Origin of the sequence: Streptomyces viridosporus T7A, assembly GCF_008704515.1 — a bacterium.
In the GTDB taxonomy this organism is placed as follows: Bacteria; Actinomycetota; Actinomycetes; order Streptomycetales; family Streptomycetaceae; genus Streptomyces; species Streptomyces viridosporus.
Genome location: NZ_CP023700.1, coordinates 2053990 through 2067091, shown reverse-complemented (window position 1 = coordinate 2067091; position 13102 = coordinate 2053990). Strand labels below are relative to the sequence as shown.

Genomic DNA, 13102 nt, shown 5'->3' with positions numbered 1-13102 from the left:
GGTCCACCGACCACCACGATGAACGAGGTACGGACTTCATGAACGACCACATCCAGCCCGACGGCTCGGACGCGTACGAAGGCGCGCACGAGCACGACCACGGGGCGCTCGGCGACGCCGAGTACGCGGAGTTCATGGAGCTCGCCGCGGAGGAGGGCTTCGACCTCGAGGACGTCGAGGGCGCCATCGAGGCCGCCGGACACGGTCCGCTGCCCGTGCTCGCCGTCGTCGGCCGCCCCAATGTCGGCAAGTCGACCCTGGTGAACCGGATCATCGGCCGCCGCGAGGCCGTCGTCGAGGACAAGCCGGGCGTCACCCGCGACCGCGTCACCTACGAGGCCGAGTGGGCGGGACGCCGCTTCAAGGTCGTCGACACCGGCGGCTGGGAGCAGGACGTCCTCGGCATCGACGCGTCCGTGGCCGCGCAGGCCGAGTACGCCATCGAGGCCGCCGACGCGGTCGTCTTCGTCGTCGACGCCAAGGTCGGCGCGACCGACACCGACGAGGCCGTGGTCCGGCTGCTGCGCAAGGCCGGCAAGCCGGTCGTGCTGTGCGCCAACAAGGTGGACGGCCCGAGCGGCGAGGCCGACGCCGCGTACCTGTGGTCCCTGGGCCTGGGCGAGCCGTACCCGGTCTCCGCCCTGCACGGCCGCGGCACCGGGGACATGCTGGACCAGGTCCTGGAGGTCCTGCCGGATGCCCCGGCGCAGACCTTCGGCACCGCCGTCGGCGGACCGCGCCGGGTCGCCCTGATCGGCCGCCCGAACGTCGGCAAGTCCTCGCTGCTGAACAAGGTCGCCGGCGAGGAGCGCGTCGTCGTCAACGAGCTGGCCGGCACCACCCGCGACCCGGTCGACGAGATGATCGAACTGGGCGGCAAGACCTGGAAGTTCGTCGACACGGCGGGCATCCGCAAGCGGGTCCACCTCCAGCAGGGCGCCGACTACTACGCCTCGCTGCGCACCGCCGCCGCCGTCGAGAAGGCCGAGGTGGCCGTCGTGCTCATCGACGCCGCCGAGTCCATCTCGGTGCAGGACCAGCGCATCGTCACGATGGCCGTCGAGGCGGGCCGCGCGCTCGTCCTCGCGTTCAACAAGTGGGACACCCTCGACGAGGAGCGCCGTTACTACCTGGAGCGCGAGATCGAGACCGAGCTCGGCCAGGTCGTGTGGGCGCCCCGGGTGAACGTCTCGGCGCGCACCGGCCGGCACATGGAGAAGCTGGTCCCGGCCATCGAGACGGCCCTGGCCGGCTGGGAGACCCGGGTGCCGACCGGCAGGCTGAACGCCTTCCTCGGCGAACTGGTCGCCGCCCACCCGCACCCCGTGCGGGGCGGCAAGCAGCCGCGCATCCTGTTCGGCACCCAGGCGGGCACCAAGCCGCCGCGGTTCGTGCTGTTCGCCTCCGGTTTCATCGAGGCGGGCTACCGGCGCTTCATCGAGCGCCGGCTGCGCGAGGAGTTCGGCTTCGAGGGGACGCCGATCCACATCTCGGTGCGGGTGCGCGAGAAGCGCGGCAGGAAGAAGTAGCCGAGAACGCGGCGAGAGGGGCGGACCCGACCGGGTCCGCCCCTCTCGCCGTTCACCGTGCCGGGTCAGGCACCCCTGCGCGGAGCCGGCGGCAGTCCGGCCGGCACGTGCTGCATCCCGGTGGCGTGCCGGCTCACCGTCCCGACGCGCTGCCACTGCGGCTGCTGTCCGGTGACCTGGCGGGTGCTGCCCGGGCCGTGGGCGCCGTACGCACCGCTCCCGAGGGAGCCGCCGGACGACCCGGGGCCGTGGCCGCCGTACGGCCCCGCACCGCGCGGGATGTTCCCGAAGGCGGTGAAGCCCAGGTCCTCCTCGCCGCTGCGGTCACCCGGCAGCGCGCGGAAGGACTTGACGTACTCGGTGTAGAGGGCGTCGTAGATCGGCGTGGCCGAGAGGCCGCTCCGGGAGCCCTGAGCCGGGCGCCCGGGGGCGGGAACCGAGGCGAGGGGCTGGCGGCGGGGAACGTCGTATGCGTGCACGTATGTCCAAACGAACCCGTGGCGCAAGGGATGCGGCCCCCGTGCGGGTTTCGCCGGTTGCGCGCCGGTCAGATGCCGGCGAGCGGCAGCGCCGCGGCGACCAGCTTCCCGTCGGCCGCGGCCTTGTCCAGCGCGTCGCGCAGCAGGTCCTCGCGCGGCTGGCGGCCGATCGAGCCGACCGGGGCCGCGAACATCAGCACCTGCTGGTGCTTGCCGGCGGCCGACCGCCAGCCCTCGGTGACCTGGAGCGGCTGGTGCGCCTGCCACCAGGCCACCGGCCGGCCGCCGTTCGGGTCCGGCTGGAGCACGGCGTGCAGCTGCCCCGCGGCCAGCAGCACCGACCAGCCGTGCAGCACCGGCGGTACGGCCGACAGCTCGGTCAGCGGCATGAAGCCCTGCTCGATGAGGAGCGGCAGGAAGTCGTCGCCCGCGCCGAGCGATCCGGGCCGCGCGACCGGCGCGGTCGGCTCCACGACCAGCGCCGGGTGCAGTTCCCCGGCGATCAGGATCAGTCCGCTGGTCACCCCGAGCACGGCCTGCTCGGGCGCGACCTTCTGCGGTCCCGGGGCCGCGGTCTCGCCCCCGATGGACCGCACGGCGCCCTGGAGCTGTTCCTCGGTGACCTGGACGACCTGCGAGGGCAGGCAGGTGGCGTGGGCGAAGGCGAGGACGGCGGTCTCGTCCCCGACGAACAGGACGGTGCTGGTGCGCTCCTGCTCCGGGTCGCCCGGGGTGCGGCAGGAGGTGCAGTCGTAACCGCCCGGGGCGGAATCTCCGGCGAGCAGGCGGTCGGCTTCTTCGTCGCCGATCTCGGCGCGTACCTCGTTGCTGACGTCGAGCATGCGCGGCACGGGTGGCTCCCTCGGGATGCGGTGCGTGGCGAGGCCGGGTGGCTCCCGGCCCGTGGTCCGGGGTGGGTCCCCGGCTCATGAAGAAGACAACGGAGGACCTGTGGCGGGAGTCACGCCCCAGGACGAACGGAATCGAACCATCCGACGCGCACCGTCACGTCCGGTCCGGAACCGGGCACTCATCGTCAACTGCCTGCAAGGTCAATGCTGTTGACGGGGTGAAGTGGCTCACAGATCACCGGGCGAACCGGTCGACAAATCCGGAAATCAGCGAATGAAGTGGGTGGCCGGAAATCGCTGATACCCGGGGTAATGGCGAACTGGCCTGGCACGACGGGGAGTTGGTTGAACCCGGCGCCTCGGGCTCCCTACATTCCTCCGCCGTGTGCACCGAGCACCGCCCGGGTACGTCCGCCGACCGCACGACGCAGCACCACCGCACGACCCGAAGGCGGACGGGGCGGGCGCGGCTCCCGCGTCCCACGGCGCGTCGAGCGGCGTCCCGCCTCGGGGGACCCCGGGTCGTCCGGAAGGGACCTCCATGTCCGCATGTGCCGATAACACCCGCCCCACCGCTCGGAAGACCCGTACGACGGCGGTCCTGGCCGGCGCCGCCCTGCTCGCGCCCCTGGGACTGCTGGCCGCCACCGGCGACGCCTCGGCGGCGGACGACGGGGTGTGGGACCGCATCGCGCAGTGCGAGAGCGGCGGCGACTGGCACATCAACACCGGCAACGGCTACTACGGCGGACTCCAGTTCTCCGCCTCCACCTGGCGCGCCCACGGCGGCACGGCCTACGCGCCGACGGCCGACCGGGCCACCCGGGCCCAGCAGATCGCCATCGCCACGAAGGTCCAGCGGGCCCAGGGGTGGGGCGCCTGGCCGACCTGCTCGGCACGCGCGGGGGCGTCCGGGAACGCACCCGCGACGGGCCCGGTGACCGCGAAGGAGAGCCCGGCGAAGACCTCGAAGTCCTCCGGGGCCCCGGGCTCTTCGGACTCTCCGGGTTCTTCGGGGTCTTCGGGTTCTTCGAAGTCCTCCGGGGCCTCGAAGCCGTCGAAGACGCCGGCGCGTTCGGCGGGGCACGTGGAGCGGAACGCCTCCCGGGGCGACTACACCGTCCGCGCGGGTGACACGCTGAGCGGTATCGCCGCCCGGCACGGCACCACCTGGCAGCACCTGTACGCCGCCAACAAGGACGCCGTCGGGGCCGACCCCGACCTGATCGTGCCCGGGCTGCGGCTCGCGCTCTGAGCCGCCCCTCGCCCGGGGCACGGGTCCCGTCCGGTCCGGCCGACCGGGCGGGGCCCAGGGCGTTCCGGGCGTCACGCGCGACCGGCGGAGCGGCCGGGGAGGCCGAGTTCGCCCGCCTCCCCGGCGAACACCACCGCGCCCCGCCGCAGTTCGTACACGACGGCGGGGCGGTCGCGCAGGGCGGACGGCAGCCGCTGCTCGGCGACGACCACACACGCGTCGAGCGCGGCCAGCAGCGCGTACGTACGGGCCGCGACCGGGGGCGACATGCCCTGGACCGGCTCGTCGACGAGCACGACGCGCGCGCGTGCCGCCAGCGCCCGGGACACGGCCAGCATCCGCTGCTCGCCGCCGGAGAGGGTGTCGGCCCGGCGCTCCAGCAGCGGCCGCAGCCGCGGATAGGCGTCGAGCGCGGCGGCCGGGTCGGGGGAGGCGAGGGCGAGGTTCTCGCGCACGGTGAGGGAGCCGAACACCGCCCGCCGCTCCGGCACCAGGCACAGGCCGCGCCGGGCCCGCTCGTACGCCGGCACACCGGTCACGTCCACGCCGTCCCACACCACCGCCCCGCCGGACAGCGGCACGATGCCGGCCAGCGCGTGCAGGGCGGTCGTCCGTCCGGAGCCGTTGCGGCCCAGCAGCACGGTGAGGCCGGGGCCCGGGGCGGCGAGCGTGACGCCGTGCAGGGCCTCCAGGGGGCCGTAGCGCACGCGCGCGTGGCGCAGGGAGAGGAGGGTCACGGGCCGCTCGCCCCCTCCGGGGTGCCGAGGACGTGACCGGGCGGTCCGGAGGCGACGATCCGGCCGGCCGCCATGACGTGCACGACGTCGGCGACACCGGCGACCAGGTCGAGATCGTGCTCGACGACCAGGAGCGCCATGCCGTCGGCGGCCAGGGCCCCCAGGATCCGGGCCAGCGCGGCGACCTCGGCGGTGTCGAGACCGGCGGCGGGTTCGTCGAGCAGCAGCACGCGCGGGCCGGCGGCGAGGGCCCGGGCGAGCTCCACGCGGCGCAGCGTCCCGGTGGGCAGCCCGGCGGCGGGCAGCGCCCGTACCGGCCCGTCGAGCCCGAGCAGCCGCAGCGTCCGCTCCACCGCGCCGGCGTCGCGCACCCGGCCCTGCTCGGCACCGACGCGCACGTTCTCCGCGACGGTCAGCGTCGGGAAGACCGCCAGGTGCTGGAAGGTCCGTGCGATGCCGAGCCGGGTGCGGGAGTGCGCGGGCATCCGCGTGATGTCCCGCGCCCCGAACCGGACCGACCCCCGCGCGGGCCGCACCGTCCCCGCCAGACAGTGGAACAGCGTGCTCTTGCCGGCCCCGTTGGGGCCGACGACCGCGGTCACCCGCCCGGCCGGAAGCTCGAGATCCACACCGCCCAGCGCGGTGAACCCGCCGTAACGGGCGTACAGGGCACGGGCGGTGAGGACGGGGGAGGAAGCGGGGGCCGCCGCAGAGGCCCCCACGGGCCGGACCGCGGGGGAACCGGCCGTCCGGCGCGGTACGGGAGGCGGGCCCTCCGGGGCGGCGGGTGCCCGCCGTCGGCCCTCCGGGACCCCGTGCGCCGCGCCCTCCCCGAGCGGCCGCCCGGAGGCGTCCTCGGCCGACGGGGGAGCGGGGGGCCCGTCCCGCGCCCCGCGGCCGGCCCGCCCGCCGGTGGCCGCGGACCGGCCGGCCGGCCGACCCGGGGCGCGTCGCCCTTCCGGCGTTCCCTTCCCCCGTCGGTTCCCGCGAGGGCCGGCGCCCGTCGCCGTCGCTCCCGTCGGCACCGGGGCGGCCGCCGGTCCGGTGTCCGGCCCGCGCAGCAGGCGGCGCACCCGGGCTCCCAGCGGTGTCGGCCCCACCGGCCCGCCCGGCCGCAGCCGCCCCGCCGCCGCGCGCAGCGCTTCGTACGGGCCGCCCGGGAAGCGGCCCACCAGAACCGCCAGGACGCCGATCACGGCCGCCGCCACGCCCCCGCGGGTGCCGGCGTCCAGGCCGACCAGCAGCGCCGCGGCGAGCAGGGCGCCCAGGGCGCTGTCGGCGCCCAGGACCACGACCGCGGCGAACCACAGCAGGCTCCGGACGGGGTCGTACGCGTCGGGGTCGAAGGCGCGCAGTCCCATGCCGAGCATGCCGCCGCCGAGCGCGGCCAGGGCGGCGCCGCAGACGAAGGCCAGGAGCTTCAGCGACGGCACCCGGACGCCCGCCGCCCGCGCCCCGGACTCGTGATCGCGCATCGCCGCCAGGGCGCGGCCCGTGCGGCCCCTGCGCAGCGCCCGGACCGCCGTCAGCGCGCACCCCAGGAGGACGAGTTCCAGGACGTAGTACGCGCGGTCGTCGTCGAAGCCCGCCGGACGCCCCAGGGACAGGCCCGACGTGGCGTACGGCTGGTCGAAGACGAAACGGCTCACGCCGACGCCCACCGCGAACGTCGCCAGTGCCAGCGCGAGCCCCCGGCGCCCGATCGCGGGCCAGCCCGTCAGCACCCCCAGCGGGGCGACCAGGACGACCGCCGCCGCGAGCGCGGCCGGCTCCGGCAGCCGGGGGAGCCCGGGGAAGCGGCCGGCCGCGAGCAGGGCCGTGAACAGGGCGCCCAGGCCCGCGTACGCCGCCTGCCCCAGGGAGATCTGACCGCCCCGGCCGGTGACCACCACCAGGGACAGCAGCACCACCCCGAGGGCGGGCACCTGCACCGCCGTGTGCAGATCCCGCCCGGCGAAGCCCAGCGGCAGCAGGAACAGCACCCCGGCCACGAGCCAGGCGCCCGGCGGCGCCGGCGTCCGCGCGGTGGCCGTGCGCGGGAGCGCGTCCCGGGCGCCGACACCGGGCAGCGCCAGCGCGGCGATCAGCAGGGCCACGACGAACAGGTTGGCGCCGACCGCGTGGAGCAGCGGCTCGCCCCACCCCGACGGGTGCAGCCGGGTCAGCTGGCTCTGGGCCACCCCGACGCCCAGCGCGACGGCCACCGCGACCGCCGGCGCGCGCATCCGCGCGGCGACCGCGACCGCCACCACCTCCATCACGAGCAGCGGCAGCCCGTACGGGTCCAGCCGCACGTACGGTGCCAGCAGCACCCCCGTGAGCCCCGCCGTGAACGAGCCGAACGCCCAGCCCGCCGCCGCCACCCGGTCCGCGTCGACCCCGCCGAGCACGGCCAGCCGGCGGTCGTCGACGATGGCCCGCAGCTCCCGGCCGAACCGCGTCCGGCGGACCACCGCCGCCACCGCCGCGCCCAGCACGGCCACCACCGCGAGCTGCCCCCAGGGGTCCGCCGACACCAGCACCGGCGCGTCGTCCCGCGCCCCCGGCCCCCACAGCAGCGCCGCACCGCCCACCAGCAGCACGAACACCCCGATGGACGCCACCAGCGCCCGCGCCGGGTCACCGCCGAGCACCGACAGCGGCCGGAAGACGAACCGCTCCAGCACCACGCCCAGCCCCGGCGCCACCACCAGCAGCGTCAGCGCGGCCGCCCACCACAGCGGCCAGCCCCACTCGACCACGCACCCCCGCAGCACGTAAGCGCACACCATCGCGATCGCCCCGTGCGCGAAGTTGAGCACCCCGGTGGCCCGGTACGTCACGATCAGGCCGATCCCGGAGAGCGCCGCGGCGGCGCCCACCGACAGCCCGGCCAGCGTGAGGTCGTACGTCAGGGAGGACATCGGCGAGGACGTCAGCCGTCGGCGGGTGCGGGGGGTTCGGCGGGTGCGGGGGGTTCGCAGATCGGGCAGGGTCCCAGCCCGGCGCCCGCCACCAGGTTCGCGTCCACCGCGACCGCCTCCGTCCTCCCCGCGACCAGCGGGCAGTCCGCGCGGTGCCACAGCGTCCCGCCCGGCACCGCCAGCAGCTCGTCGCCGACCGCGACCGGTGAGCCGGTCGAGCCGGTCGGCCGCCCGGGCCCGTCCGCACCGGCCGGCTCCGCCGCCACCAGCAGGCCGTACAGCTCCTCCACGCGCGCGGCGGCGAGCGTGTCCCGGCCGTGGGCGAGCAGCACCGCCCCGGCGACGATCAGCGCCGCGCCGGGGATCGTGCAGGAGGCCAGGTAGGGCAACTGCCGTTCGGCGTACCGCTCGCCCGAGACGCCGTACCAGCCGACGACGCACAGGACCGCTCCCGCGGCCAGCGCGGCCCAGCCGGCCCACGGGACGGGGTGCGCGGTCCGCAGTCGGTTCGTCCGCATCCTGACTCCCACGCGTCGAGTATCCGCATCTGTCCGTGCCTGTACGCAACTGTCGGTCGATGTCCCCGATCGGCCGATGGGTTGCACTATGCCCTCTGGGAGCCGACCCTGAAAACACCGGGCGCCCACGGCCCGGACCGACACCCGGTGGTGAGCCCAGATGGTCCTCGGCAGCGACCTCAGGCGGGGGAACGCGGGAGGACGCGGCCCCCGGACGGTGGGGCGGGGCGCGACGGTCGCGACCGCCCTGCTCCTGGTGCTCGGCCCGGCCCTCGCGGCGTGCAGCGACGACGGCGGGGGCGGGAGCACGCCCCCCACGCCGTCGGCGGACCGGACGACGGGCGCGCCGGCCAGCGCGCCCGCGGACCGGGCGGCGGCCGAACAGGAGATCCGGCAGAACTGGGAGAAGTTCTTCGCTCCCGGAACGTCCCTGGACGACAAGAAGGCCCTCCTGGAGAACGGCGAGCTGCTGGGCCCCGTGCTCGAGGCGTTCAGCGGTGACGAGCGGGTCGGACAGGTCGAGGCGAAGGTCACCGAGGTCACGTTCACCTCACCGACCGAGGCGGACGTGCAGTTCGCCCTGATCCTCAAGGGAGCCACCGTCCTCCCGGACGCCTCCGGAACGGCCGTCGAGCAGGACGGCACCTGGAAGGTGTCCGCCAAGTCCCTGTGCGCCCTGGTGCAACTGAGCGGCGATGGCTCGGCTCCGGCGGTCCCGGGCTGCTGAGGCGCTCGCCGCGGCCGTGCTGCTCGTCCTGACCGCGGCCTGCGGCAGCCGCCTGCCCGAGAGCGCCTTCGAGGGCGGCGACCACGCCTCCGCGCCCACCCGGAGCGCGGCCGGGCCGGTCCGCGTGGGCATCATCACGAGTGCCACCAGCCCGGTCGGCGCCGACGCCTTCACCGGCCCGCGCGACGGCGCCCGGGCCTACTTCGAGCGGCTCAACGCGCGCGGGGGCATCGACGGCCGGCGCGTCGAGGTGCGCCTGTGCGACGACGGAGGCAGCGGCGCGGGCAACGACGCGTGCGTGCACAGGCTCGTCGACGAGGAGAAGGTCGTCGCCCTGGTGGCCACCACCGCCCTGGACTACGCGGGGGCCGCCCGCGTCTCCCGCGCGGGCGTGCCCGACATCGGCGGCCAGCCCCTCGGCGCCGCCTACGACACCTACCCGCACCTGTACGGCATCCACGGCAGCGAGGCACCCCGCAACGGCACACCCGGCTGGGACGGCAAGCTGTACGGCGGGACCGAGGTCTACCGCTACTTCAAGCGCGAGCACGGCGCCCGCACGGCCGCCGTGGTCTCCTACAACCAGTCCGCGTCCGCCGCCTACGCCCGCCTGGTCGAGCGGGGCCTGAGGACCGAGGGCTACCGGGTCGTCACCGAACAGGTCGACTTCGCGCTGCCCAACTTCCGCGCGGTGGCCGCCGACCTGAAGGAGCAGGGCGTCGACCTCGTCTTCGACGCCATCGACGGCCACGGCAACGCCCGGCTGTGCGCGGCCATGGACGACGTCGGCGCCCGGGTCACCGCCAAGGTCACCAACGTGCAGAACTGGACGTCCACCGTCGCCGAGGACCACGAGGACGCCCCGCGCTGCCGCAACGCCCTGTGGGTCACCGGCTCCAGCCGCAACTTCCAGGACACCGGCCACGCGGCCGTACGGGAGTTCCGGGAGGCCACCGAGGACCTGAGGACGCACTCCCAGTGGCAGCTGGAGGGCTGGGCCGCCGCTCGCTGGTTCACCGACGCGGCGAAGTCCTGCGTCCCGGAGGGCGTCACGCGCGGGTGCGTCGACGGCCGCGTCGAGCGCGCCGACGGCTACACGGCGGGCGGCCTGCTGCTGCCCGTCTCCTTCCGGCCGTCGCCCGAGCCGCCGGGGACCGGCAGGACCTGCCTGTCGGTGGCCCGCTGGCGGGACGGCGCGGGGTGGGTCACCCAGGGCGACATGAACCGCACCTGCTTCGAGGTGCCGCAGCTCGCCTACGAACCCTGACCCCCTGCTCAGGGCACCCCGGCCCCCGTTCAGGACAGCGACTGTCCGCGACGACCGGCAGACTCGTCCCATGGTGGAGACCTCGGCACGTCTGCTGCGCCTGCTGTCCCTGCTCCAGGCCCACCGCGAGTGGTCCGGCGCCGATCTCGCCGAACGGCTCGGGGTCAGCCCCCGTACCGTGCGCCGGGACGTGGAGCGGCTGCGCGGCCTCGGCTACCCCGTCGACGCCAGCCCCGGCACCGGCGGCGGCTACCGGCTGGGCGCGGGCGCCGAGCTGCCGCCGCTGCTGCTGGACGACGACGAGGCCGTGGCCGTCGTGGTGGGCCTGCGCGCCGCCGCCGGACAGGGCGTCGCGGGCATCGGCGAGACCTCCGTACGGGCGCTGGCCAAGCTGGAACAGGTGCTGCCGAACCGGCTGCGCCGCCGCGTGGGCGCCCTCAACGCCTTCACCGTGCCGATGCCGCGCGGGCCGCGCGCCGACGCCGTCGACCCGGCCGTGCTGACCGAACTCGCCCACCTCTGCCGGGACGCCGAACGCCTGCGCTTCGAGTACCGCGGCCACGACGGCACGCCGACCCGCCGCACGGTGGAGCCGCACCGCCTGGTCTGCTCCGAGCACCGCTGGTACCTGGTCGCCTGGGACCTCGACCGCGCGGACTGGCGCACCTTCCGCGCCGACCGCATCACCCCGAGGCCGCCGCACGGGCCGCGCTTCGTCCCGCGCGAGCCGCCCGCCGAGGACCTGGCGGCCTACGTCTCCCGGGGCGTCTCCACGCACGTGTACGCCTCGCACGCCGTGATCCGGCTGCTGGTTCCCGTCGAGGAGGCGGCCGGGCGGATCTCGCCCTCCGAAGGGACGCTCGAGGCGGAGGGACCGGACAGCTGCGTCCTGCGCACCGGCGCCGCGAGCCTCGACGTGATGGTGCTCCACGTGATGATGCTCGGCTTCGAGTTCGAGGTGCTGGAACCGGCCGCACTGATCGACGCGGTCAGGACGGTCCGCGACCGGCTTGCTCGCTCCCTGGCTCGGGCTGGGGCGTCACGGCCGCGTACTCGGGATGGTGCAGGTCGAACGCCGGGGACTCCGAACGGATCCGGGGCAGCGTCGTGAAGTTGTGCCGGGGCGGCGGGCACGAGGTCGCCCACTCCAGGGAGCGGCCGAAGCCCCAGGGGTCGTCGACCTCGACCTTCTCGCCGTACCTGGCGGTCTTCCAGACGTTGTAGAGGAAGGGCAGCGTCGAGATGCCGAGCAGGAACGCGCCGATGGTCGAGACGGTGTTGAGCGCGGTGAAGCCGTCCGACGCGAGGTAGTCCGCGTACCGGCGGGGCATGCCCTCGGCGCCCAGCCAGTGCTGCACCAGGAACGTGGTGTGGAAGCCGACGAACAGCGTCCAGAACTGGATCTTGCCGAGCCGTTCGTCGAGCATCTTCCCGGTGAACTTCGGCCACCAGAAGTAGAACCCGGCGAAGGTGGCGAAGACGACGGTGCCGAAGACCACGTAGTGGAAGTGCGCCACCACGAAGTACGAGTCCGTCACGTGGAAGTCCAGCGGCGGCGACGCCAGGAGCACCCCGGTCAGCCCGCCGAACAGGAACGACACCAGGAACCCGGTGGCCCACAGCATCGGTGTCTCGAAGGACAGCGAGCCCTTGAGCATGGTGCCGGTCCAGTTGAAGAACTTCACTCCCGTCGGCACGGCGATCAGGAAGCTCATGAAGGAGAAGAACGGCAGCAGCACCGCACCGGTGGCGAACATGTGGTGCGCCCACACCACGACCGACAGCCCGGTGATGGCCATCGTGGCGCCGACCAGCGTCAGGTAACCGAACAGCGGCTTGCGGCTGAAGACCGGGATGATCTCCGTGACGATGCCGAAGAACGGCAGCGCGATGATGTAGACCTCGGGATGCCCGAAGAACCAGAACAGGTGCTGCCACAGCAGCGCCCCGCCGTTGGCCGAGGCGAAGACCTGCGAGCCGAAGAGCCGGTCCGCCTCCAGCACCAGCAGCGCCGCCGCGAGCACCGGGAAGGCCAGCAGGATCAGGATCGACGTGAACAGCGTGTTCCAGGTGAACAGCGGCATCCGGAACATCGTCATGCCGGGGGCGCGCATCCCGATGATGGTGGTGAGGAAGTTGACCGCGCCGAGGATCGTGCCGAACCCGGACAGGGCCAGCCCCATGATCCACAGGTCCGGGCCCAGGCCGGGCGAGTACTGCACGCTGTTCAGCGGCGCGTAGGCGAACCAGCCGAAGGCCGGCGGGCCCCCGGTCACCAGCAGCGAACCGAGCACGATCAGGCCGCCGAAGAGGAACAGCCAGTACGAGAACATGTTCAGCCGCGGGAAGGCCACGTCGGGCGCGCCGATCTGCAGCGGCATCAGCTCGTTGGCGAATCCCGCGAAGCTGGGGGTCGCGAACAGCAGCAGCATGATCGTGCCGTGCAGCGTGAACATCTGGTTGAACTGCTGGTTGTCGACGATCTGCAGTCCGGGCCGGGCCAGTTCGGCGCGCATCACCAGGGCCATCACACCGGCGATCAGGAAGAACACGAACGACGTGACCAGGTACAGGTGGCCGATCTTCTTGTGGTCGGTGGTGGTCAGCCAGTCGATCACCGCCCGTCCGCGCCGCTGCCGGTGCGCCGGTCGCGCCGTCTGTACGGTCTGCGTCCCCATCGCTCGCCCCTTCGCTCGTCGCGCACCGGGCCCGCCGGGCCCGCGCCCCACGTACCCCGGGCCCACACCATGATGCTCGCCTCCGTGTGCGCTCCGACAGAGGGTGTGGCGGATTGTGTGGCGGATCCGAGTGTTTTCTGTGCGTACCGGCTTCCGCG

Annotated in this window: 10 protein-coding genes and 1 pseudogene; 5 read left to right on the top strand and 6 right to left on the bottom strand. The window is 74.6% G+C overall.

Annotation, left to right across the window (positions count from 1 at the left end; genetic code table 11):
* The first annotated feature begins 38 nt into the window (after positions 1–38).
* Entirely contained in the window at positions 39–1529 is a 1491-nt protein-coding gene (gene der / locus CP969_RS09725) for a ribosome biogenesis GTPase Der (RefSeq protein WP_004990032.1), read from the top strand.
* 65 nt (positions 1530–1594) lie between these two features.
* On the opposite strand, the gene CP969_RS09720 is transcribed toward der, so the two are convergent.
* Positions 1595–2008, bottom strand: a complete 414-nt coding sequence (locus CP969_RS09720; protein WP_004990035.1) for a hypothetical protein — start codon at positions 2006–2008, stop codon at positions 1595–1597.
* Positions 2009–2076: 68 nt separating this feature from the next.
* Positions 2077–2859, bottom strand: coding sequence for a hypothetical protein (locus CP969_RS09715; RefSeq protein ID WP_004990037.1), 783 nt, complete (start codon positions 2857–2859; stop codon positions 2077–2079).
* 541 nt (positions 2860–3400) lie between these two features.
* Here CP969_RS09715 and CP969_RS09710 point away from each other — a divergent pair.
* Positions 3401–4114: a LysM peptidoglycan-binding domain-containing protein gene (locus CP969_RS09710; RefSeq protein WP_016826919.1), complete on the top strand. Its 714-nt coding sequence runs from the start codon at positions 3401–3403 to the stop codon at positions 4112–4114.
* Between the two features lie 71 nt (positions 4115–4185).
* Here CP969_RS09710 and CP969_RS09705 read toward each other — a convergent pair whose 3' ends face one another.
* From CP969_RS09705 to CP969_RS09695, 3 genes are read right to left on the bottom strand one after another with little or no spacing between them, the layout of a single operon-like run.
* Positions 4186–4851 (bottom strand): ABC transporter ATP-binding protein, encoded by a 666-nt coding sequence (locus CP969_RS09705; protein WP_016826921.1) that lies wholly within the window; start codon positions 4849–4851, stop codon positions 4186–4188.
* Positions 4848–7754: an ABC transporter permease subunit gene (locus CP969_RS09700; RefSeq protein WP_016826922.1), complete on the bottom strand. Its 2907-nt coding sequence runs from the start codon at positions 7752–7754 to the stop codon at positions 4848–4850. Before CP969_RS09700 ends, CP969_RS09705 begins: the two co-directional genes overlap by 4 nt.
* An 11-nt stretch (positions 7755–7765) precedes the next feature.
* A complete protein-coding gene (locus CP969_RS09695) occupies positions 7766–8272 on the bottom strand; it encodes a hypothetical protein (protein ID WP_016826923.1) in 507 nt (168 codons plus the stop codon).
* A gap of 160 nt (positions 8273–8432) precedes the next feature.
* On the opposite strand from CP969_RS09695, the gene CP969_RS09690 reads away from it, so the two are divergent.
* The 3 genes from CP969_RS09690 (at position 8433) to CP969_RS09680 (ending at position 11377) form a co-directional block, all read left to right on the top strand.
* Complete coding sequence (locus CP969_RS09690) at positions 8433–8999, top strand: MTB12 C-terminal domain-containing protein (RefSeq protein WP_004990047.1); 567 nt, start codon at positions 8433–8435, stop codon at positions 8997–8999.
* Complete coding sequence (locus CP969_RS09685; RefSeq protein WP_016826924.1) at positions 8968–10266, top strand: ABC transporter substrate-binding protein; 1299 nt, start codon at positions 8968–8970, stop codon at positions 10264–10266. The genes CP969_RS09690 and CP969_RS09685 overlap by 32 nt, the downstream gene beginning before the upstream one ends.
* A 70-nt stretch (positions 10267–10336) precedes the next feature.
* Positions 10337–11377, top strand: coding sequence for a helix-turn-helix transcriptional regulator (locus CP969_RS09680; RefSeq protein ID WP_016826925.1), 1041 nt, complete (start codon positions 10337–10339; stop codon positions 11375–11377).
* Here the strand turns inward: CP969_RS09680 and ctaD are convergent.
* Positions 11376–12944 (bottom strand): annotated as a pseudogene (ctaD, locus tag CP969_RS09675) (aa3-type cytochrome oxidase subunit I); the annotation flags it as partial. The gene CP969_RS09680 and the pseudogene ctaD overlap by 2 nt on opposite strands.
* Between the last annotated feature and the right edge of the window lie 158 nt (positions 12945–13102).